A 19,689-nucleotide genomic window follows, 5' to 3' on the forward strand; every position below is an offset into this window, starting at 1 on the left:
CCGATGCCTCCTGGCCGAACACGAGCGGCACTCTGACATCGAAGGCCACCATGGTCAGGGCAACCAGTAACGCGACGGTCGCCCGTTTCCAAGAACGCCAACCCTGCATCCTTACACCTTTCAGGCATGCTGACGCAGGCCCGTTCCAATGGACGGGCCGGCACGTCATAAGGTGAATATAAGGTTCACAGGTGATGTTGAAGAGTTTCGTAGAAGCGGTCAACCCGTAAAGTTGGCGCCATTTCAGGATCGACAGTCCCGGGTGTACGGGAAGGGTCGACATTTGAGCTGATCAACATGTGCGGCAGGCGCTCGGCGGGCCAATGTGTTGTCGTCTGTGATCTATGTCATATTGACGCCATGACCTCCTTGGGCTGGGCCGCCGTGGTGCTACGTCCTGCCGCGATGCGTCATCGACCGTGAGAACGACTTTGGACCGCGACAAAATGGCTGCACAGGGTTTTCGCTGCACGGCACTCAGGGGCGGTTCGCGTTTATCTGCTGCGAAAGAAATCGACGTCGCCGGCATTCCTGGCCCGTATGGGCCGGGTGCAACTCCTGTCCGTCAGCCACACCGCGCGGCCCACTTTGTCCGGTCATGCACAATATCGGTGCCGTCGAACAGCGTGTCGGAGATGCATGCTGGCTCTTGGGGACTCGGGGAACTTGATTTAGGGTGCCTAAGTAACCAGTGGGGCACGAGAGGAGATCCCTTGGACATTCTCGTAGTGGTGGATGGCGAGGAACGGTCTGACGAGCTGTACTCGCTGCGTAAGGAGTTCTCCGACGACGTCGAGTTGGCGGGCATCGCGCAGGACCGGATCTCGGGCCCTCCGGCGGACGCCCTCGGCGACATCGCCGATGCACTGATCATCGCGCTGGCGCCGGGAGGGCTCGTCACCGCCGCTGCCGCCGTGCTCGTGACATGGATCCGTAACCGCAAACGATCGGTGTCCATCACGCTGAAGAGACCTGACAACGCAGAGCTGCGCTTCCAGGCGGAGACGGTCCGGGCGATCGACGGTGCGAAGGTTCGTGAGATCACTGCCGAGCTGGCCAAATGGCTGAACGGGGAAGACGCCGAAGTGCCGGCCACCGGCCGCGGCCTGGGGCCCGGCGATGGCACAGGACCTTCCTGACGGCGGCGGCTCAAGATCGGGTCTCGGGCGGGCCCGGGTACTCCTCGTAGGCACGGCGACGCACCTCCCCGGCTCGCGACTACGCGACGAGCAGGCCGTCGCCGATACGTTGATCGCCTTCAAGCATGCGCTGGTCGATCAGTGCGGCGTACGCAGGGACGCGTTGGACGTGTGCCTCGACCCGCAGACCCCGGGCGAGTTCGGCCACGCTCTGCAAACCGTCACGGAGGGCGCGGACAGAAGCGACGTCCTGCTGGTCTGCTATGCCGGGCACGGCATGGTGAGCAGCAGCGACGGCCAGCTCTACCTGGCGACACGGGAAAGCGGCGGCGACGGACGGCTGGAGCACACCGCGTGGCCCTACGCCAATCTGCGCCGCTACGTCTTGGAGAGCAGGGCACAAGTCAAGATCGTCATCCTGGACTGCTGCTTTTCCGGAAGGGCGGTCAGTGCCCTCGCCGCGGACCAGGACGAGATCGCCAACGTCGCCGAGATCGCCGGCACGTATGTCCTGACCTCCGCGGGGCGGGACGAGTATGCCTTGGTCCTGCCCGGCGGGCAGCGCACCGCGTTCCTCGGGACCTTGGTGGACCTGTTGAACCATGGAGACCCGGAGGCGGACCGCACCATCACGGTCGCCGCGGCGTACCGGCACCTGGCCCGAATGCTCCCCGCGAAGGGCTGCGCACGACCCGTCGGCCGCGGGTTGAGCCTCGCCGGAGACCTGGTCCTCGCCCTCAACCGCGCCTGGCGCTCCAAGGGGGCGGACGCACCACCTCGCCCCGCGGGCACGGAGAGGAGACAGTGCCCCTACCCGGGGCTCGCGGCCTTCTCCGCCGCGGACTCTTCCCTCTTCTTCGGCCGCGAGCAACTGACGGGGAAACTCGTCAAGAAGATCGCCGAGCGCTACGACGAGCCGGCGCCTGTGCTGGTCATGGGCAACTCCGGCTCGGGAAAGACTTCACTGCTGCACGCCGGCGTGCTCCCGGCGATCGGCCACGGAGATCTGGAAATCGCCGGCTCGTCCACATGGCCGCGTCTGGCGTTCACCCCCACGGCGCGGCCCCTGGCGGCGCTCGCGGCGAACATCACGCCACTGATCCACAGGGATCCCGCCGAGTTGGAAGAGCTCATCCGCGCACGACCGGAGGCTCTGCAGGAGGCACTGAGCCGTACGCCGCCAGGGCACCGGATCGTGCTGGTGGTCGACCAGTTCGAAGAGCTCTTCACCCAGTGTTCCGACGAGGCGGAGCGGCAGGCGTTCATCCGTGCGCTGCACAGCACGTGGAGCGGGCATGGTGGCGAACCGACCACGCTGGTGGTTCTCGGCGTCCGAGCCGACTTCTTCGGACGGTGTGCTGATCATGGCGAGCTGACTCAGGCAATCAGCAGGCACACGATGGTCGTCGGCCCGATGAAGCCGCAAGAGGTCCGCGACGCGATCGAGCGCCCCGCCGAGCGCGTGGAGTTGTCACTCGAAGCGGGTTTGACCGAGGTGCTGCTCACCGCCCTCGGCGTCCGTCGCGGCGGCGATGAAACTCAGCCCGCCTACGAAGCCGGTCGGCTACCCCTCCTTGCGCACGCGCTGCGGGCCGTCTGGCAGCGGCGTGATGGCGATGTCCTCACTGTCGCGGCCTACAGGGAGATCGACGGCATCGGCGGCGCACTCGCCACGTCCGCCGACACCGTTCTGGCCGGACTGGATGAGAAGGGCAGAAGCACGGCGCGTGACTTGTTACTGCGCCTGGTGCGGGTCGGCGAGGGCACCGACGACACGCGACAGCGCGCCTCACCCGGCGAACTCATCGACGACGCGCCCGAACCGGACGCTGCCCGCAAGGTGCTCCACACCCTGGCGGCCGATGACGCCCGGCTCATCACGCTGGACGGAGACACCGTTCAGATCACCCACGAGGCGCTGTTGCACTCCTGGCCGACGCTGCGCTCCTGGATCGAAGCCGACCGAGCGGACCTGCGCCTCCGGCATCGCCTGGCAAGCGAAGCCAGGGCCTGGGAGCGGAGTGGCCGCAAAGCAGGCGATCTTGCCAAGGCGACATCGCTGGCCATCCTGCGCGATTGGGCCATCGAACCGGAAGGACTGCGCACGCTCGACGGCGGCACGCGTGAGTTCGCTGAAGCGTCGATCCGACGGGCCAGACGCCGGAGGACGGGTGCCTTCGCCATCTTCTCCGTGTTCCTCCTGCTTTTCGCGGTCACCGTCGTGCAATGGCGGACGGCCGACGAACGCAACAGGATCGCCACAACCAGGAAGTTGACCGCTGAGGCCGAGGTCCGCCGGGACAACGATCCCATTGGCGCGCTTCGCGCGAACCTCGCCGCGTACGGACTGGCGGGGGCCGACGGTCCGGTGCACGGCGAAGCCCGCGCCAACCTGACGGCCGCGATTTTGGGTGACTCGCTGCCTCTGCCGTTCCCCGCCCATCGAGGGCCGGTGAACGCGGTGGCGTTCACGCCCGATGGCGGCACGCTCGCGACGGGCGGCAGTGACTCCGCCGTCATCCTGTGGGACATCCGCGATCCGGTGATGCCCGGAAAGGCCGCCGTCCTCACCGGCCATGAGGGACCGGTGACGTCTGCGGAATTCGACGCCCGCGGTTCTCTGCTCGTCACCGGCGACGCCAAGGGGCGGGTCGTGTTGTGGAACACGGCAGATCCACGGCACCCAAGGCAGGCGGCGGTCCTGAAGAACTTGGGCGCCGTCAACACCGTCGCGCTGAGCCCGCGCGGCGCCGTACTGGCGACCGCAGGGCAGAACGCGAAGGCGGCGTTGTGGGACGTCACCGACCCGGGCAAACCACTGCGCCTCGCCACCATCAGCGGGCACGACAAGCCGATCTCGTCGATCGCGTTCTCCCCAGACGGCCGCCTGCTGGCCACGGCGAGCGACGACGCCACCGTGAAGCTATGGCAGGTCTCCACGCCGACACGTCCCCATCGGGTCGCCACCATCAAGAAGGAGCTTTTCCTTCCCAAGCACGTGGCGTTCCATCCCGATGGTAACGACCTGGCCATTGCGGGCGGCCGAGGCGTCTTCCTGCCTGTCGGCAGTTCCCCCCTGGTCACCCTCTGGGACATCCGCGACAACCGCCGGCCACAGCTCATCAGCGAGTCGGCCGCCCACCAGGGGACTGTGGACAGGCTGGCCTTCAACCCCTCAGGAACCAGAATGGTGACGGCGAGCAGCGGCGATGCCGCCGTCATCCTGTGGGAATGGAGGGAACAGAAGGCGGTGCTCCAGCATTCGTCCGCAGTCACCGCCCTACGGTTCAACCCGGACGGGCGCCTGCTCGCCATCGGCGGCGAGGACGGAACGATGCGCTTGCGGATCGTGACCAACCCCGCGGCCCCCCGGATGTTGTTCGACGTGTCCGGCACCGGACCGGCGGCCTTGCATCCGAACGGTTCGATCCTGGCCATGGCGGAGATGGAAACCGTCAAGCTGTGGGATCTACGTCAGGACTCCACGCCGAAGCAGATCTCCTCCATCCGCATCGGCGCCCGCGTGGGCCAGCTCACCTTCAGCTCCGACGGGGCAACACTGGTCGTGGTGACGGCCTGGGATGCCATCAGAATCGAGGTGTGGGACATCCGGATCCCGGCGTCACCGCGCCGGGTAGCTGTGGCGCCGGTCAACATGCCGGAGGAGTCGTCATCCGTCGTGTTCCATCCCGGCAGGAAGATGCTTGCAGTGACGGGAAAGGACGGCGCCGTGTCGTTCTGGGATCTACGCGATCCTGCACGCGCGGCACGCTTGTCCGCCTTGTCCAGCGGCGCCAAAGGTACCAGCGGCACCCCGACCTTCGACGAGCATGGCGACTTCCTCGCGGTCGTCAACGACGACCGGCCGCCATCTCTCTGGGACGTGCGCGACCCGAGAGCTCCCCGCAGGGTCACTTGGGACGGAGCGCCCCCGGCATCCGTTGTCGCCTTCGGTGGCGACGGCTCCGGGCGCCTGCTGGCGACGGGGAATGGCAACACAGTGACGCTCTGGGACCTGACCACCCAGCCGGCGCCCTCACGTATTGCGGTCCTGACCAGTGTGAAGAACGTCCACTGGCTGACCTTCAACCCGAGCGGAGACCTCCTGATCACCGGATCGTCTGAGAACCGGCACATAAGCCACTGGGGGCCACGACCGACTGGCGAGGACCTCTGGGGACGGGCCGACGCGGCCGAGTTCTGGATCATCACCGATCCGGCGGCACCTCGCCGACTGCCCGCCATGACCGACGAAGTGCCCCTCTACCCGCCGTACACCTTCAGCGCCGACGAGCGCAGGCTCCTCACCGGCTACGGCAGCGGTCCCGGAGACGTGGCGTTGTGGAGCACCGCGGAACTGCAGGATGTTCTCGTGCATCCCCGAGAACGAGGATGCACAGTGGCCGGACGCGGGCTCACCCAAGAGGAGTGGACGCACTACGCGCCCGGGATTCCGTACCAGGAGGACTGTCCGCCGGCGCGATGATGCCCCATGACGCACGCCCTTCGAGGCGTCAGATGATCTATCTCTGCCCCATCTGGAAAGGGCCACTGCTGACGTCCTCGACGACGGCGTCCGGGGTGTAACGGAAACCGAATGGAACAACGATAAACAGGCGCGCGCAGGCTCCCGCCGGTTTACGCGCGGGAGGGGGCGGGATGAACGGCAGTCCGGAGGCCGACGGGGTGATAAGCATGCGCGTCGAGCTGAGACCGGATGCGGATGTGGACATCGACCTGCACGATCGTCTCACCCGTGGGCTCCACGGTGAACTGAACGAGCTTGATGTCGAGTGGGTCCGGCCGGCGGCCGGCGGCCCGGCACCAGAAGGCGCGAAAAGCGCGGACCCGGTGACGGTGGGCGCGCTCCTGGTAGCTTTCAGCGCCTCCGGCGGGGTGTTCACCTCGCTGGTCGGAGTGCTCAAGGACTGGCTGGACCGGCAGTCGGCACGGCACCGGATCGTCCTCACCATCGACGGCGACTCCATCGAACTCGACCGGGTCACGGATGCCGAGCGGCGCGAACTGATCGGGGCCTTCCTCCAACGGCATTCGGGCGAATAGCGAGCGGGCCGCCGGCTCGCGCTGTGGACCTCACCTACACGTACTGAAAGGGATGGCTGGAACTGACGGACAGGATCTCGAACCTCAAGATCGACTCGCGGACCAGCGGGTTCGCCCTCACTCCATGAAGTAGCTGGGCATGTCTGGTGCACGCCGGGCCCTCATCGTGGCCAACGACGAATACTCCGATCCAGGCCTGGCGGCCTTGCTGGCGCCGAACCAGGACGCGATCGGGCTCGCCGACGTGCTTGGCGACGAGAACATCGGCGGATTCGACGTCCAAGTACGGCGAAATGCCAACGTTCAAGAGCTGCGCCTGTCCATAGAGGACTTCTTCGTCGATGCCGCCAGAGACGACCTGCTGCTGTTGCATTTCTCAGGGCACGGCCTCAAGAGCCCATCGGGTGAGCTCTACCTGAGTGCTTCGGACACGCGTCCGGACCGGCTCGCGTCCACCGGCCTGTCAGCCGAGTACGTCAGCCGGCTCATGCTGGAGACCCGTGCCCAGCGTGTCGTGCTCTTCCTGGACTGTTGTTATGGCGGTGCGTTTCCCCGAGGAATGGTCGTTCGCGGCACGGCGGACGCGGCGGTCGGTGAAGCGTTCCTCCGGCAGGAGCGCGCCGGATCGGACAGAGGGCGCGTGGTGGTCACCGCCTCCAGCGCAATCGAGTACGCCTTCGAGGGACGCGACATGGTTCCCGACACGAATCTCAGCCCGTCTGTCTTCACCGCCGCCGTGATCAACGGACTCGCCACCGGGGATGCGGACCTTGACGGCGATGGCTGGATCGGGGTTCGGGAACTGTTCGACTACGTAGCGGATCAAGTGCGTAAGACGACCCCGCATCAGACGCCGCATATTTGGATCTTCGGTGCTCAGGGGGATGTGCGCATGGCGCGCGTCCGAGCCTCGCAGGTGGTGGCGACACCTGTGCCCGCGGTGCTTGTCGAAGCCATGAACAGCCCGCTCGCAGGGGCGCGGTTCGGGGTGGTTCACGAGCTTCGGGAGCGCCTGCTGGGCGAGGATCTCGGTCAGGCATTGACCGCGTGCCAGATGTTGCACACGCTGGCCGAGGACGACAGCCGCCAGGTCTCCCGCGCGGCTGAGGCGCTGCTCGCCGAAGCCAGACCGCATGTGACGGCGCCACTCGTGGACTTCGGCAGCATCGACCTCTCGACCTGGTCCGAAAAGGTCGAACTGGCGCTGAACGGGCCGCCTGTGGCATGTGCGGTCACCGCAGTGCCGTCGGTGCCGTGGTTGCGGTTGGAGGTCCGCGATCGCGTGTTGTCGGCCCAGGTTTTCGGGGATGCTGCGGGCAGGCTGGCGGGAATCGGGACCCTGACGGCACCGGCTGGAGAGACCACGATCGAGGTCCAGGTGTCGGTGGAAGTGCCTGACGCCGTACGGGCAACGCAGCCCATGCCGATCAGCTCCCTGCGACCGTCCGGAGCTCTCGTGTGGCCGCCGAGAGTGAAGGACATCGAGGCCAATGCGGTGGCGCCGAGACGGGCTTCGGCTTCTCCAACGGCCTTCCCCGCATTTGAGATTCTCCAACGGCTTGCCCCGTGGCGGCGACGCCTGGTTGCGCGGCTGATCGATGCTGCGCTGAACTACGTGATCGCCGTCACGTGCGGCTATCTCATCTACCTCATCTTGGATCCATTGCTCGCCGATGGAACCGCTTTGATGCCAGTGGTGATATTCGGATTGTGTTTCGTGTGCGAATTCATGCTGCTGAAGGTCCGCGGGCAGAGCACCGGCAAAATGCTCACACGCATCAAGGTGGTGGAGATCGGCGCGCCGCCGGCGTCCGGTCTGTCAAACCTCGCCGCGTTCCAGCGCACGTTGCCGCTCGTGGCGCCGGTGCTGCTGATGGACGCGTTCGGGTCGGCATTCAGCTACGTGCTCATGTGGCTCTACTGGATCGCTGTTCTCCTGTGGGCCCGTTGGGACAAGCCGCTGGGCCGATCACTTCTCGACAAGGCGGCTGGGACGATCGTCGTCACAATCCCTGCGGCTCGGAAACCTCGCGCTGACCACGCATAAGGGGGGCCGATACTCCTGGCGGAGCTGCTGGTTCTCTCGCGGAAGGTCATCTGTGTGCATGTATCCAGTGATGTCGACTGCCCGTCGCCAACGCTCAAGGGGCCGTACGAGCCCTTCCCAGAAAGATGTGAACGACGGTCCCGACCAGCAGTTCAGTCGAAGGTGGCCGCTCGGCTTCCAGCATCTCGCGGATGAGCTCGTGGAGCACACCGTGCACCCCTAGGGCGTACAGGTACGGATCGTGGGCGCGATTCCCCGGCAGCTTGATCACAACCTCGTGAAAGACCTCGGCGAAGCGCCTGAGCGCCTGTCGCCGGGCCGCTCCGGTGGAACCGGCTCGAACTGCTTCCACATGCATGATGCGCACCCGACGCCAATCCTGCATGGTGAACTCGATGTATCGCCTTATGCCGTCAACGAACCGATCTTCAGGCGCGGAAGCCTCTTCCATCGCTTTGGCGACCTGGGTGAGAGTGTCGTCCACGACGACCTCGTACAAAGTCTGGAGCAATTCCTCGCGGCCACCGAAGCATTCGTAGAAGGCCCTGTTCGAGATGCGAGCCTCTGAACAAAGTCGTTCGATGGTGGTGGCGTCAAAGCCCGGCTTCGCGAACAGGGTGTACGCAGCATTGAGGAGACGCTCACGTCGATCCGCCAGCCGTTGTTCTGCGCTCAGCCCCACATGTCGTCCGGCTCGTTGCTCTTGGATGCGCCGGACCTCGTCAGTCTTCAGCTGGGGGGTGCGCTGTCGAAGCTGGCGCGCACCGGGCGCGCCGAGCGAGGACTCCTCGATCAGCTCCTCGAACGGCTCACCGGCCGTGCTGTTCACGAGAGATCCCTCCTTCCGGGGCGTATTGCTGCTCGATCTTTCTCCACCGATACAGTGCCCCCTCCACTGCCCGGACTGAGGGTTCGCCGAGCAACTCGGCGATTTCCTCCTGGCTGTAGCCGTCGATGGTGAGGGCGACAATCGCCCGGGTGCGTTCACCGGCACGGCGCAGATCATCACGAACGCGGATCCGTCCCAAAGCCTGAGACTCCAAGTCGACGGTGATGCCGGCGTCCGGGTCCAGCATGATGGCCTCCTGGGCGAGCGCACGGGACCACCTCTTCTGCTGTGCTCGGCGCCTGCGGAACTCGTTGGGGAAGACGAACAGGCACGCTCCCATGAAGTAGGTGGGAAGGCTCGCGCCGCCCTCGGAGCGCCAGCCGCCCTCGACGAGTGCGCGCTGGCGGAACCGCGGAAGAGCAAGCGCGACAGTCATCGTGGCCAGTTCCTCGCGGGCATCTGAGTCGCGGTAAAGCTCTTCGAGTTCCGCATCGGTGGGGGCCAGGAAGAGTTTGCGAGTGGCGGCGAGCTTGAAGATGTATCCGGTGTACATCCAGCCACGAAGCACTGACATGCCGTACCGGGCCAACTCGTTCTCGAACTGTTGATACCTTTCTCCGCTGAAGTCGTACCGGGCCATCTCATCGCGTAACCGCTGGTCGGCCGCGCGACGTTCCAGGCTTTCTCGAAGCTGATGTGTCTCGACCGCGTGCGATGCCGAGATCGCCTGCACCATCTCGGGGCAAGCCGGCACGTCAAGATCGACAAGATCCTGTTCAGCAGGTTTTACCGGCTGGGCAAGCGCGCTGACCACAGGCGCCGAGCCCGTGATCTGTTCGCTGTCGCTCACCGTTTCAGCCTTTCTGCTGACGCTGATCTGGATGACTCCCTTGTAAGTGGGCGCGCCGCAGAGACCCCACGGAACTCTCCAAGATTCTTTCGTGTGGCCCTCTTGGATGATTCTCGTGGGATGACCTCTCCTGCGTGACTTAGGAGCGACGGTTTCCGTCATCACCCTCGGGAGGTTTCGTGGCAGCACCGCCTGGACCATTGCTGAGTGTTCGTTCCGCCGTCGTCCTGTTGCTGGCGGCCGTCGTAGGTCTGCTTGCAGGACTGCTCGCCTCTCTCAGTGGCCAACCCCTCCCGGCAGCGTTCCTGCTGGCCGGCGGAGCCGCCGGCGGAGCGCTGGCCCTGTTCCACACAGTCATCGGACGGTAGAGCGACCGTGGGGTCGGCTGAGCCGATCCCTTGGTAGGGAAGGGGCGACGGGATAGTGGCCGCACGGTCGGGATGGTCTGCGGCAAGGGCGTAGCCAGCGCCGGCGCCTCCTGCGGATCAAGAACGTCTGCGGGAGGCATCCTGGACCGAGTTCGGCGGCTCGGCCACGATGAGGACATGACCGGAAGTGGATCAGCGGGGGCGGGCGGCGGGGGAGCAGGCTCGCGCCTGAACTGGACGGCAGTGAGCGCTCTGGCGGGTTCGATCGCAGCCGTGGTCGCGCTTTTCGCCTACCTGATGCCGCCCAGGACCCCGCCCGGCACGGTAGTTTTCAGTCCGTCCCCGCCTGCATCCCCACCGGGTCGGGTCGTCACCCGGCCATCACCATCGCCTGCGGACTCGTCGCCTGAGTCCAGCGCGTCCCGGCCACCGAGCCGCACGCGAGTGGTCCAGGATTCCCCTCCACCGCTGCCGGAGGCCCGGTCCGCCGGCTGCGACGAGACGGCGGCGGCCCTGACCGCCTACCGCAGGGATGCCGGAACCAGCCGCAGCGGCCAGGCGGCCGCGGCCCAGCAGACGTACAGCGACTTGATGGGCGCAGGCCTCAACGCGCAGGGAGCGGTGGGGGCGAAGATCAGGCGACTGGCCGCAGAGTTTCAGGAACTGAGCTTCCGTCTGACGGGCATGACCGGCGGCGACCCCAACCAGGTGATCGCGGATATCAATACGGACGTCGCGGAGTTCAACAGGTTGTGCGCATCCGGCTGATCGCACGACAGGCGTATCACCTCAGAGGCTCTGGCATGATCTCCAGTGATATCTGAAGGTATGTCGTTGGCTACGGATTTGGCGGCTGGTACCTGAATGTCCGCGATGAACTCCACGGCCTAGCTAGAGGGTGTCTCTTTGTTCGTGGGCTACCCTCCAGCCATGGGTAAGTTTCTCGCTGTCCTGAACGGCGCGGCCGACAACGCTGACAAGGCGAAGCTCACCGAGCAGCAGCAGAGTGAGTTCATGAATGCCTGGGCGGCGTGGGCTCAGAAGAACGAACACGCCCTGATCGATCCCGGGGCACCACTCTTTCGCAAGAAGTTGGTGACGGCCCAAGGCGTCGAGGACTTCACTGACTCGAAGACCGGATACGCGATCGTGGAGGCCGAGACGCATGAAGACGCGGCGCGGCTCTTCAGTGACCACCCTCATATCGCTCTGATGCCAGGGAACTCGATCGAGGTCCTCGAGTGCCCGCCTATCCCGTCCTGAGTTCTGCTTCCTTGATCATCTTCGTGTCCGGATGAGATGGGCGGTGAGGTGCAGAGCTGCCTGGTAGGCGAGGGCGAGCTTGTCCGTACGCATGGCCAGACCTCGCCATTGCTTGATCCGACTGATGCAGCGTTCAACAGCGTTGCGCTGCCTGTATGCCTCGGCATTCAAGGCGGGCGGTCGGCCCCCTCGCGGCCCCGGCGCAGCCGGCGGCCGATCTGGTCAGAGGGATGAGGAATGACCGCACGAATCCCGCGCCGCCGGAGGTGATCCCGGATCGCGCGGGATGAGTACGCGCGATCCGCCAGGACGGCCTCCGGCCGGGTCCTCGATCTTCCGGGCCGGACCCGCGGAACACGGATGCCGGCGATGATGGCCTCGAAGGCCGGTGCGTCACCCGTCTGACCTGCGGTGACATGAAGGCCAGTGGCCGTGCTCGGCTGTCGCCGGCAAGGTGGACTTTCGTGCTCAGGCCGCCTCGCCGCTAACGGGACTTTTCGCTCGGATGCTCGTCATACCCCGTGGACGCGCCGCAGCACCTCACTCAGGTTCCGCTGCCGCATCTGCTCCTGCGTCCGCGCGCCCGCCTCTGAACCGGTCACCCCCCGCCAGCCGAGCGTCATGGCAACGCCCAAGGCCCTGCTCGCCGGCGCGCGTTCGGCTCCTGAGCATTCAGGGAGATGCCCGCCCCGGCGGATCCCGATCGACTGGAGTCATGACAGGCAGATTCGTGATGGTGGCGATGCTGGTCATCGCCGCGTTCGCCGTCGTGCCCCAGGCGGCGGCGGCCAATTCGGCATGCGCCTGGCGGATGCAGGCGCTCCAGGCGCCCGCCGGCGCGACGCAGCATCAGGTCCACGCCACCGACCACAACGGCGGGTACTCCGGCGTCGCCTACTTCCCCGGCACCGGCTGGCGGGTCATGTACTGGAAGGACGGCCGGGTCATCGACTATGGATCCTCCGGACACGGCACCGACCGGGTCGTGGGCCAGAACAGCAGCGGGACCATCGCGGGAACGTCCGTGACGGGCCTCTACGGAGCGTCGGCGATCTCCTTCCGCATCCGCGGCGGCCAGTGGGAGAGACTGGCCCCGCTGCCCGGCGCGGAGCTGAACAGCAGGGCCATAGGGATCAGCGACAGCGGCGACGTCTACGGCCACGCCGTGGTCTGGCAGGGCACGAGCAACATCGTCGTGGTGGTGCGCTGGCCCTACGACCGTTCGGGCGTCGTCGAGCGGGTGCCCGGCCTGCCCGAGGGCATGAAGGTGATCGACGTGGACCACGACGGCACCTTGCTGATGGGGACGGACGCGACCTATCCATGGCCGCACGTGTGGCGCGACGGCCGGCTCACCCGCCTGTCGGAGGCGCCGGACATGCAGTTCGGGTACGCCCGGGTCATCGCCGACGGGCTGGTGGCTGGATCGATCCGGCTGGGCTCCGACCCGGACCGGCCGGCGTACTGGGACAGGAACGGGCAGCCGCACGTGCTGCCCGAGAGCGCACTGGCCGCGCACATCAACAGGAACGGGCTCATCGTCAGTTCCCTGACGTCCACGCCGTATCGGGTCTGGCGGTTCGGAACGCTGGTGGGCCAGCTCGACGATGCCGCCTCCGTCACGACGATCGGGGATGACGACACCATCGGCGGTACGACACGCGGCCAGAACAACCTGCCGGCCGCGGCCGTCTGGCGGTGCACCTGAGATCACGGGGCCTTGTCGCGCCGGCACTTCCCCGCCACTCCGCGGAGCGGGCGAGGTCACCGGACGCCGGTGCCCACGTCCTGCCGGGATCGAGGACCTTGATCCCGGGGAAGTGGCGGGTCAGCGTGAAGCGCAGCAATCCCGGGATGACCAGCGGGCGGCGCCGAGTCTGCCCGGATTGAGGACGCTGTAGATGTGGCGTGCCCGGCATGTGGAGGCGTCCAGATCGAGCACAAGGACGGCGGTCAGCTCGTCACCGGTCGTCAGCAGCGCGGTGGGCCGGCCGCCCGGGAGCCAGCGTACGCGCAGCTGTGATCATAACGGGGACCGAGCTTGGCGAGCCGCTCACGGGACGCAGCGCGGCCCGCACCGCACCGCCGCCGTCGGTCCACAGGGTGACGTCGGGGGCGAGGACGTCCATCGGCCCGCCGAGGTCACCGCCCAGTGTGGCGACCAGAAAACGCTCGGCGGCCCGGTGGGCGAGGCCGGGGTCCGCGGGGACTCGACCTGGAAGGGAGACCCGCTGCGCTGTTCCAGGACGCGCCCACGCCGCGCACTGGCGCTAGAGAACGGCCTTGAGCAGCCAGAGTTCGTTCTCGTCACGACCCTGTTCGAACTGCACCACGCGCGCGCCCGGGTCGGTGGAGGCGTTTGCGACTGCCAGCACCTTGCCTGAGTGCTTGGCGATGAGCCGGTAGACGCCCGCCTCGTGCTCCTTGAGGTACCAGATCTGGCTGGGGCTGCCGTTGATGCTCCACTGCATCGCGAAGTCGGCGTTCTGGTTCGCCACGCTGACGTCCAGGGCCTTGCCGGAGTGCTCGGCGATGAACCTGTAGCCGCCATCGGCGGGTTCCAGGCGGAAGATCTGGTTGGTCCGGCCGTGGGGGGTCCACTGGATCACCCAGCCACCGTCGGACATGTCGCATTGCGCGATGTCGAGGGCGAGCCCGGACTTCTTGTTGATCAGGGTGGCTCGGGCCGGGATGTCCATAGGGGTCCTCTCGAACTGGAGCAGAGGGGGCGGTGCGCCGCCTTGTCTCCATAAGAGACGATTACGCACGGGAAATCATCCTTCGGTCGTGACCGCTTCCGGACAGGGTTCCCGCTGCAGGAAGGCGGCGGTAGCCCGTCGACCACCCTTCCTGGTTGGCCCTCCGCTCCTGAACGTGTCCCCAGCCACCAGGTAGGGGGCGTCCCGGAAGTGGTCGTTTGCGGGACGGTCTGCCGGGCCGGACCCATGATCGCGTTTCCGCAGGAACGATCGTCCCGAGACCCGTTCCGAACGCCGGTGGGCAGGATTGAGCTTCGGGACCGTTTCGAGGCCATCGGGCGCAACATCGCGGTTCCATAGGACGTGAGGGATGCGACGCACATTGGTGGCAGAAGTGAAGATCAGCCGATCGGATCCGCAGCCGGCGGGCGTCAGCCCGGTGTGGGCAACGCGGAAAGCCGGCGCGTCGGCCTGAAGGTCGTTTCAGCGAGACGCGGGCGCGGGCGCCGTGTCCCACGCCGTCGTCGCAGCGCAGCAGGTTGGGGTTTGCCGAGGTGGTGGCGTGCTGGAGGGCTGCGGTGAGCTTGCGCGTGTGCATGGCGTCCACTGCATGGCGTCCACGCGGGTGTCCGTGCGTGGGGTGGTCAGCAGGACGGCTGGGTACGCGGTCCCCGGTCGTACCTGGTGATGGGGCGAGTAGTCGAGCAGGTCCGGCAGGTGGGCTGGGTCGGTGGGTCGCCGGGTTCGGGCGTCCATCACGGGCCGAGGCCGAAGTACAGGTAGCGGATTAGGTCGGTGACGGCGTCGGAGCACACAGCGGCGGCGTACGGCTCTGGATGGCGGTGGCCACCAGCAGGCCGCTGTGGGAGCCGCCCCTTGACGGCGAGCCGGTCCGCAGACAAGGCGAGTCCCGCCTCCGACACCCGTCACTGTGCGTGAGCGGAGCGCTGGCCGAAGACAGATGCACTCCGCCGCCACCGAGGGGGCGGCGCCCAAACTCACGAACAAAGCCAGACGGCCGGGGCGGGGCGACGCTCGGAATGTATGCACGTGTTTGGCACGATTGATGGCTGTGTTCGTCACACGCCGGGGCGGCTGTAGCGGGCTACCGGAGCCCCGAATAGCCCAAACTCAGGGCCCGACCTGGAGAAACGCCTTCAAGATTATCCATCTTGTATCCCCTGAGCGTGGTCTTACGGCGGCATGCGGGCACTGTTGGCTGCCTATAAGGTCTGGACAGCAAAGACCTGCGGCTGTGAAACCGCAGGTCAGGGGCGGAAATGCCTGTTCAGATGCGTGCCCCTGGCAGGATTCAAACCTGCGGCACCCGCTTTAGGAGAGCGCGGGCGGGCGGGCTTGGCTATATGTGCTGAGCTGGAAAAACGCAATGTAATGCCTCGGTCCTTTCCGTGATCATCCCGCGCATGTCCCCAAGCTGTTTGTCTCGAACCTTGGCCACGTCGCGGTGACGGGGAACGGTTGCTTCTCGCGCTCGAACACGCCCTTGCCGACCTGTCCTCGTACGAAGCCCTCTTCCCGAGAACTAGGAGCCGCGCGCTGAATCGTCGAGTTGGCGGCCGGGTAGCGCTCGACCACTACGGCCGTAGAGCGCAGCGTGATTCCATGCTTGCCCCCACAAGTCAGGGCGATCTCCGAAACGACACACAGTGTCCCAGGATGGTCGGGTGACCGTTTCTGTCGGCAGGGCCTGGCATCATCATATTCGTCCCTGGAGCTGCTTGATGGATAACAGACGTGCCTGATCAATCCCCTATCCCCGCTAACTCTGCGGACCTCGACTTCCAGTTCCGCATCGGTGCGAGCCTGCTCACCGAGTTCGTGCGCGGCCATACCCCGGCGGACGTTCTGCGAGAGCTGGTGCAGAATGAGTACGACGCAGGAGGAGTCGAACTAGTAATCGACTTCGGTCCGGATGCTGTCATCGTCCGAGGCAGCGGGAAGACCATCGACCGTGCGGGGTGGAGTCGGCTGAGCGTAATGCTTGGCCACGGTCTGATACCGGGTGCAGGTGACCGTGTCGAGCCGAAGGCCAACGGCATCGGGTCGAAGAACTTCGGTCTCCGGTCTCTGTTCTTGTTTGGGGACCGTATCCACATCATGTCCGGGGGGCTGTACACGATCCTTGATCGTTCGAAGGGAGCGCTGGCTGCACCGCTGGCCCATCCGGAATCGCAGGCATGGCCAGGGGCGACCCTTGTGGTCCCGTACCGTCAGGTTGACGACGGGGCACTGCTGGCCTTCGACGAGCGTCGTGAGGCCGAGGCACTGAAAACCATTGCTGGCGAGCTCGCGCCTACGCTCATCAAGTTGGCGCATCCCGGGCGGGGAAAGAATCTGCGGGCTGTGGTGCTTCGTTCCGCACGTCTTGGGCACGAGTTGCGGTGGCGGCAGTCTGCCCGCGCTGGGTCGTCCGGCCCGAACGTGATAAGGCGGACTGCCCGGCTGCAGGAGCACGGCCCGTCGCTGGGCGACGCGCTTGAAACGATCACTGAGATGGAGTATCAGCATGTCCTGATGCCGCCAGCTGGTCTCCGGAAGCCGAATGTGCCCGGCTACTTCCGGGTTCCCGGAGGCCGGGTCCGATTGGGCGTCTCGGTCCGGACTCGGCGTGGTCGCTTGGATCTGCGTACGTCCGGGATTTTCTACTACCCGATTGGCGCCACGCGGTCACGGACGGGATTCGCGTTCAGCATCAGCGCCCCGTTTGAGATGACCGAGGACCGTAGCCAGCTTGTCGATCCCCAGAACAGTGAGTGGAACGCCTGGCTTCTCCAGCAATCCGCCGCGTTCGCCGTTCGGCTGCTTCCCGAGCGCCTGTTTGCTGAATTCGGCGCCGAGGCTTTCCTCGCCTTCGACCCGCAGTCTGCCGACTCGTCGACAGTGCCTGTCCTGAGCGAGGAGATTGACCGACTGCTTCGTAGCGAGCCGTGCTGGCCGACCCAGGCGACAACAGGCCGCGCAAAGCGACCGGTGTGCACCACGGTCGGGTCGTTGGCGATACCGGTCAGCCCGGCGCTCGCGACCTTCGCTGCCGGCACTTTGGACGCGGAGAACCTCCTGCACTCCGGCTTCGCTTCGCGGCCAGATGCCCGGGCGATGGCGACCAAATTGGGAGGCAAGGCGTTCACCGTCAACTCGCTGATCCGCCTGCGCTGTGCTGGAGTGAGTGCAAGGGGGCTGGCGACCGAGGTAGATGCGGCCACTGAGGTGGAGCGCTATTTCACGCGCTTCCCCGACGCACTGCGCAGCCTTCCGCTCCAGCAGCGGTTCGCGGTCGCCCTAGATGCGTGCAGAAGCGAGCTCAACGCCAGCCACAAGAAGGACCTCTGCACGTCGCCCACAACGCTGACTGGCGCAGGCACGCTTAGCTCACCGAACGAACTTTGGCTAGTCCACGAGACGGTTGCCGACGTGATTCCCCAAGATCAGATCCTGCATCCTGAGCTGGCCGATTTTCTTGTCCTTGCCAAATTGTGCAGGTCGTTCAAGTTCTCTGAATGGGCGATCGAGACGGCGAGACGTGTCGAGGAGAGGATTGCCTCCGAGCAGGAGCGTGATGCTCTCGGACGCTATATCCGCGGCCGACCGACCCTGACAGGGAAGGCATGGGCTGCTATTCGCCGTTCCCCAGTGCTCCAAGATGAACGCGGAGAGTGGGTTGCTCCGGTGGACATGGTGAGCCGATCGGCGAGCGGGGCATCACTGTTAGCGCCGGCACTGCACTTGCCCACGCCCGCTGACGAGGCGAACGTGTCGCTCAAGCATTTGCGGTTTCGGCGCGCAGTTCGTGGCAGCGACCTTGTGACGCTGGCGCGGTTGGTGGAGCAGGGCAGTGTTTCCCCGGCAGTCATGCGACAGGCGGTGACGCGGCAGCGAAGACTGCTTATCCCATCCGTGCTCAGCCAGATGAAAACGATCAAATTTCTCGAGGCCGGACCGAGTAAAGTCGCGGCCCCTTGCGACACCTACATACGGTCTGACCAGTTGGTCGCCGTGCTGGGGGAGGATGTCCCGTACTCCGTGGGCTTGTCATCGGCCATGCTGCGGCAGCTGGGATGCCGTACCGAACCCCAAGCAGACGACATCCTCACAGCGCTCGCGAAACTGCGCGAGACCGGTGGCCGCGTGAACAGGCCGGATCTTGTCTACCAGGCACTGGTATCGGCGTTGCGCCGGGAGAAGCGACCGCCCGGCGAATTGCGAAATCGACAGGTCATCTGGACCGGCAACAGATGGGAGACAGCAGGCGACTGCCTCGTCGGCAGGGACAACCGCAAGACGTTCCTCGACGCCGTCACGGTGCTTCCGGAGAGACTGCACGATGCTTGGGTCTTCCTCGGTGCTCCCCAGCGGCCTACTGATGCACATTGGCGGCGTCTGCTCGAGCGAATCGGCGAACGCTACCGCACGCAGAAGCCGATCCCCCGGTTCGTGGCCGAGACGTTGCGGCGGGCGTACCGCAACCTCGACAAGCTTCCCGAGGGGCTACGCCCCGGCACATACTGCCTCCTGGACGACGAGGGTGGCCTGCACACCCTAGGAGAGGCGATTGCGGGGAGCTTCCTCATCAACGACGATCCCGCGCTGGCATCCGCAGCGCTGGCCGCGCGCGCCCCCTTATCCTTCGCCGAACCTTCCGATGGCGTCATCGGGTTCGCCAAAGCCGCCGGGGCCAAGCCGCTGTCGGGAGCAGCGGCCCTCGCGGATATCGAGTATGGGCCCGAAATCGAGTCGGATCCAAGATTGCGAGCAGAAAGCATGCTTGCCCGACTTCGCGACCCGAATTTCGTGTCTGCGGTTGCTGCTCTCGCCTTTACAGTTTCGGGGCCAGACCAATCGCGTACCACTGCCAGCTTCACAGCTCGGCTGGCTCAGATCGCGCGGATCATTATTGTCAGCGGGATACAGCGCAGGTATCGCATCGGCGGACACGAGGTCGCCGTGGACGCGGACTACGACGTAGGCGACGATCAGATCGTCCTCGCTCGGGTCGTGAGCGCTCATGAGCTGCGCCGGTCCGTGGCTAATACGGTCGCTGTCTTGGCCGACCCAGGGCGGCTCGGCGAACAGGTTCTCGGCGACGCTGTCTATTTCTTGCTGCGTTGCCGATCCGCACTGGAAATGCAGCGCGAGTTGAAGCGCCGCAAGATTCCTTGGCGGCCCAGCGTGGTATCGGAGACCGAGCACACGGAGGACGCTGACGACGAGGGCATGGCATCGCTCGCAGACGCCATCAGTCAGCATGTGATCCAGGAGGCTATGTCGCAGCCGGCGCCTGCAGTTAGGAGCTGTTTCTTGGATCAGGTCCGGAGCCAGATGACCAGGGCGGCCAGGGTGACGGTGCCGAGGAAGATGTAGGCGCGCTTGTCATAGCGCGTGGCCACGGCCCGGAAGTTCTTCAGCCGGTTG

Annotated in this window: 11 protein-coding genes and 1 pseudogene; 8 read left to right on the top strand and 4 right to left on the bottom strand. The window is 65.9% G+C overall.

The window, feature by feature from the left end:
- Positions 1–713: 713 nt before the first annotated feature.
- The 4 genes from DMB42_RS48690 (at position 714) to DMB42_RS48705 (ending at position 8,250) form a co-directional block, all read left to right on the top strand.
- Positions 714–1,139, top strand: a complete 426-nt coding sequence (locus DMB42_RS48690) for an effector-associated constant component EACC1 (RefSeq protein ID WP_125647753.1) — start codon at positions 714–716, stop codon at positions 1,137–1,139.
- Complete coding sequence (locus DMB42_RS48695; protein WP_125647756.1) at positions 1,120–5,625, top strand: caspase, EACC1-associated type; 4,506 nt, start codon at positions 1,120–1,122, stop codon at positions 5,623–5,625. Before DMB42_RS48690 ends, DMB42_RS48695 begins: the two co-directional genes overlap by 20 nt.
- Before the next feature lie 209 nt (positions 5,626–5,834).
- Complete coding sequence (locus DMB42_RS48700; RefSeq protein ID WP_221762698.1) at positions 5,835–6,203, top strand: effector-associated constant component EACC1; 369 nt, start codon at positions 5,835–5,837, stop codon at positions 6,201–6,203.
- Positions 6,204–6,342: 139 nt separating this feature from the next.
- Complete coding sequence (locus tag DMB42_RS48705) at positions 6,343–8,250, top strand: caspase, EACC1-associated type (protein WP_125647761.1); 1,908 nt, start codon at positions 6,343–6,345, stop codon at positions 8,248–8,250.
- 94 nt (positions 8,251–8,344) lie between these two features.
- On the opposite strand, the gene DMB42_RS48710 is transcribed toward DMB42_RS48705, so the two are convergent.
- A complete protein-coding gene (locus DMB42_RS48710) occupies positions 8,345–9,079 on the bottom strand; it encodes a TetR/AcrR family transcriptional regulator (protein ID WP_260478383.1) in 735 nt (244 codons plus the stop codon).
- Positions 9,060–9,929 carry a sigma-70 family RNA polymerase sigma factor gene (locus DMB42_RS48715; protein ID WP_125647764.1) on the bottom strand — a complete coding sequence of 290 codons (870 nt, stop codon included), beginning with the start codon at positions 9,927–9,929 and terminating at the stop codon, positions 9,060–9,062. Before DMB42_RS48715 ends, DMB42_RS48710 begins: the two co-directional genes overlap by 20 nt.
- 812 nt (positions 9,930–10,741) lie before the next feature.
- Between DMB42_RS48715 and DMB42_RS48725 the strand changes: the two genes are divergently transcribed.
- Together DMB42_RS48725 and DMB42_RS48730 are read left to right on the top strand one after the other, a co-directional pair.
- Entirely contained in the window at positions 10,742–11,065 is a 324-nt protein-coding gene (locus DMB42_RS48725; RefSeq protein ID WP_125647770.1) for a hypothetical protein, read from the top strand.
- 162 nt (positions 11,066–11,227) lie between these two features.
- The gene (locus DMB42_RS48730; RefSeq protein ID WP_125647773.1) at positions 11,228–11,560 is read left to right on the top strand and encodes a hypothetical protein; all 333 of its coding nucleotides are present in this window, start codon (positions 11,228–11,230) and stop codon (positions 11,558–11,560) included.
- Between the two features lie 167 nt (positions 11,561–11,727).
- Here the strand turns inward: DMB42_RS48730 and DMB42_RS56550 are convergent.
- Positions 11,728–11,976: pseudogene (locus DMB42_RS56550) on the bottom strand (transposase); the annotation flags it as partial.
- A gap of 299 nt (positions 11,977–12,275) precedes the next feature.
- On the opposite strand from DMB42_RS56550, the gene DMB42_RS48740 reads away from it, so the two are divergent.
- On the top strand, positions 12,276–13,268 hold the full coding sequence (locus tag DMB42_RS48740; RefSeq protein ID WP_125647776.1) for a hypothetical protein: 993 nt from the start codon (positions 12,276–12,278) through the stop codon (positions 13,266–13,268).
- A 562-nt stretch (positions 13,269–13,830) separates the two neighbouring features.
- On the opposite strand, the gene DMB42_RS48750 is transcribed toward DMB42_RS48740, so the two are convergent.
- Positions 13,831–14,259, bottom strand: coding sequence for an RICIN domain-containing protein (locus tag DMB42_RS48750; RefSeq protein ID WP_125647779.1), 429 nt, complete (start codon positions 14,257–14,259; stop codon positions 13,831–13,833).
- A 1,755-nt stretch (positions 14,260–16,014) separates the two neighbouring features.
- Here DMB42_RS48750 and DMB42_RS48755 point away from each other — a divergent pair.
- Positions 16,015–19,638, top strand: a complete 3,624-nt coding sequence (locus DMB42_RS48755) for a hypothetical protein (protein ID WP_125647781.1) — start codon at positions 16,015–16,017, stop codon at positions 19,636–19,638.
- Positions 19,639–19,689: the final 51 nt, after the last annotated feature.

The organism is Nonomuraea sp. WAC 01424, from assembly GCF_003947315.1.
Lineage (GTDB): Bacteria > Actinomycetota > Actinomycetes > Streptosporangiales > Streptosporangiaceae > Nonomuraea > Nonomuraea spiralis.

Bases quoted from the DNA above. Each gene is read 5' to 3' on its own strand.
- DMB42_RS48695 (WP_125647756.1), top strand. From the start codon at position 1,120: ATGGCACAGGACCTTCCTGACGGCGGCGGCTCAAGATCGGGTCTCGGG.
- DMB42_RS48700 (WP_221762698.1), top strand. From the start codon at position 5,835: ATGCGCGTCGAGCTGAGACCGGATGCGGATGTGGACATCGACCTGCAC.
- DMB42_RS48705 (WP_125647761.1), top strand. From the start codon at position 6,343: ATGTCTGGTGCACGCCGGGCCCTCATCGTGGCCAACGACGAATACTCC.
- DMB42_RS48730 (WP_125647773.1), top strand. From the start codon at position 11,228: ATGGGTAAGTTTCTCGCTGTCCTGAACGGCGCGGCCGACAACGCTGAC.
- DMB42_RS48740 (WP_125647776.1), top strand. From the start codon at position 12,276: ATGACAGGCAGATTCGTGATGGTGGCGATGCTGGTCATCGCCGCGTTC.
- DMB42_RS48750 (WP_125647779.1), bottom strand. From the start codon at position 14,259: ATGGACATCCCGGCCCGAGCCACCCTGATCAACAAGAAGTCCGGGCTC.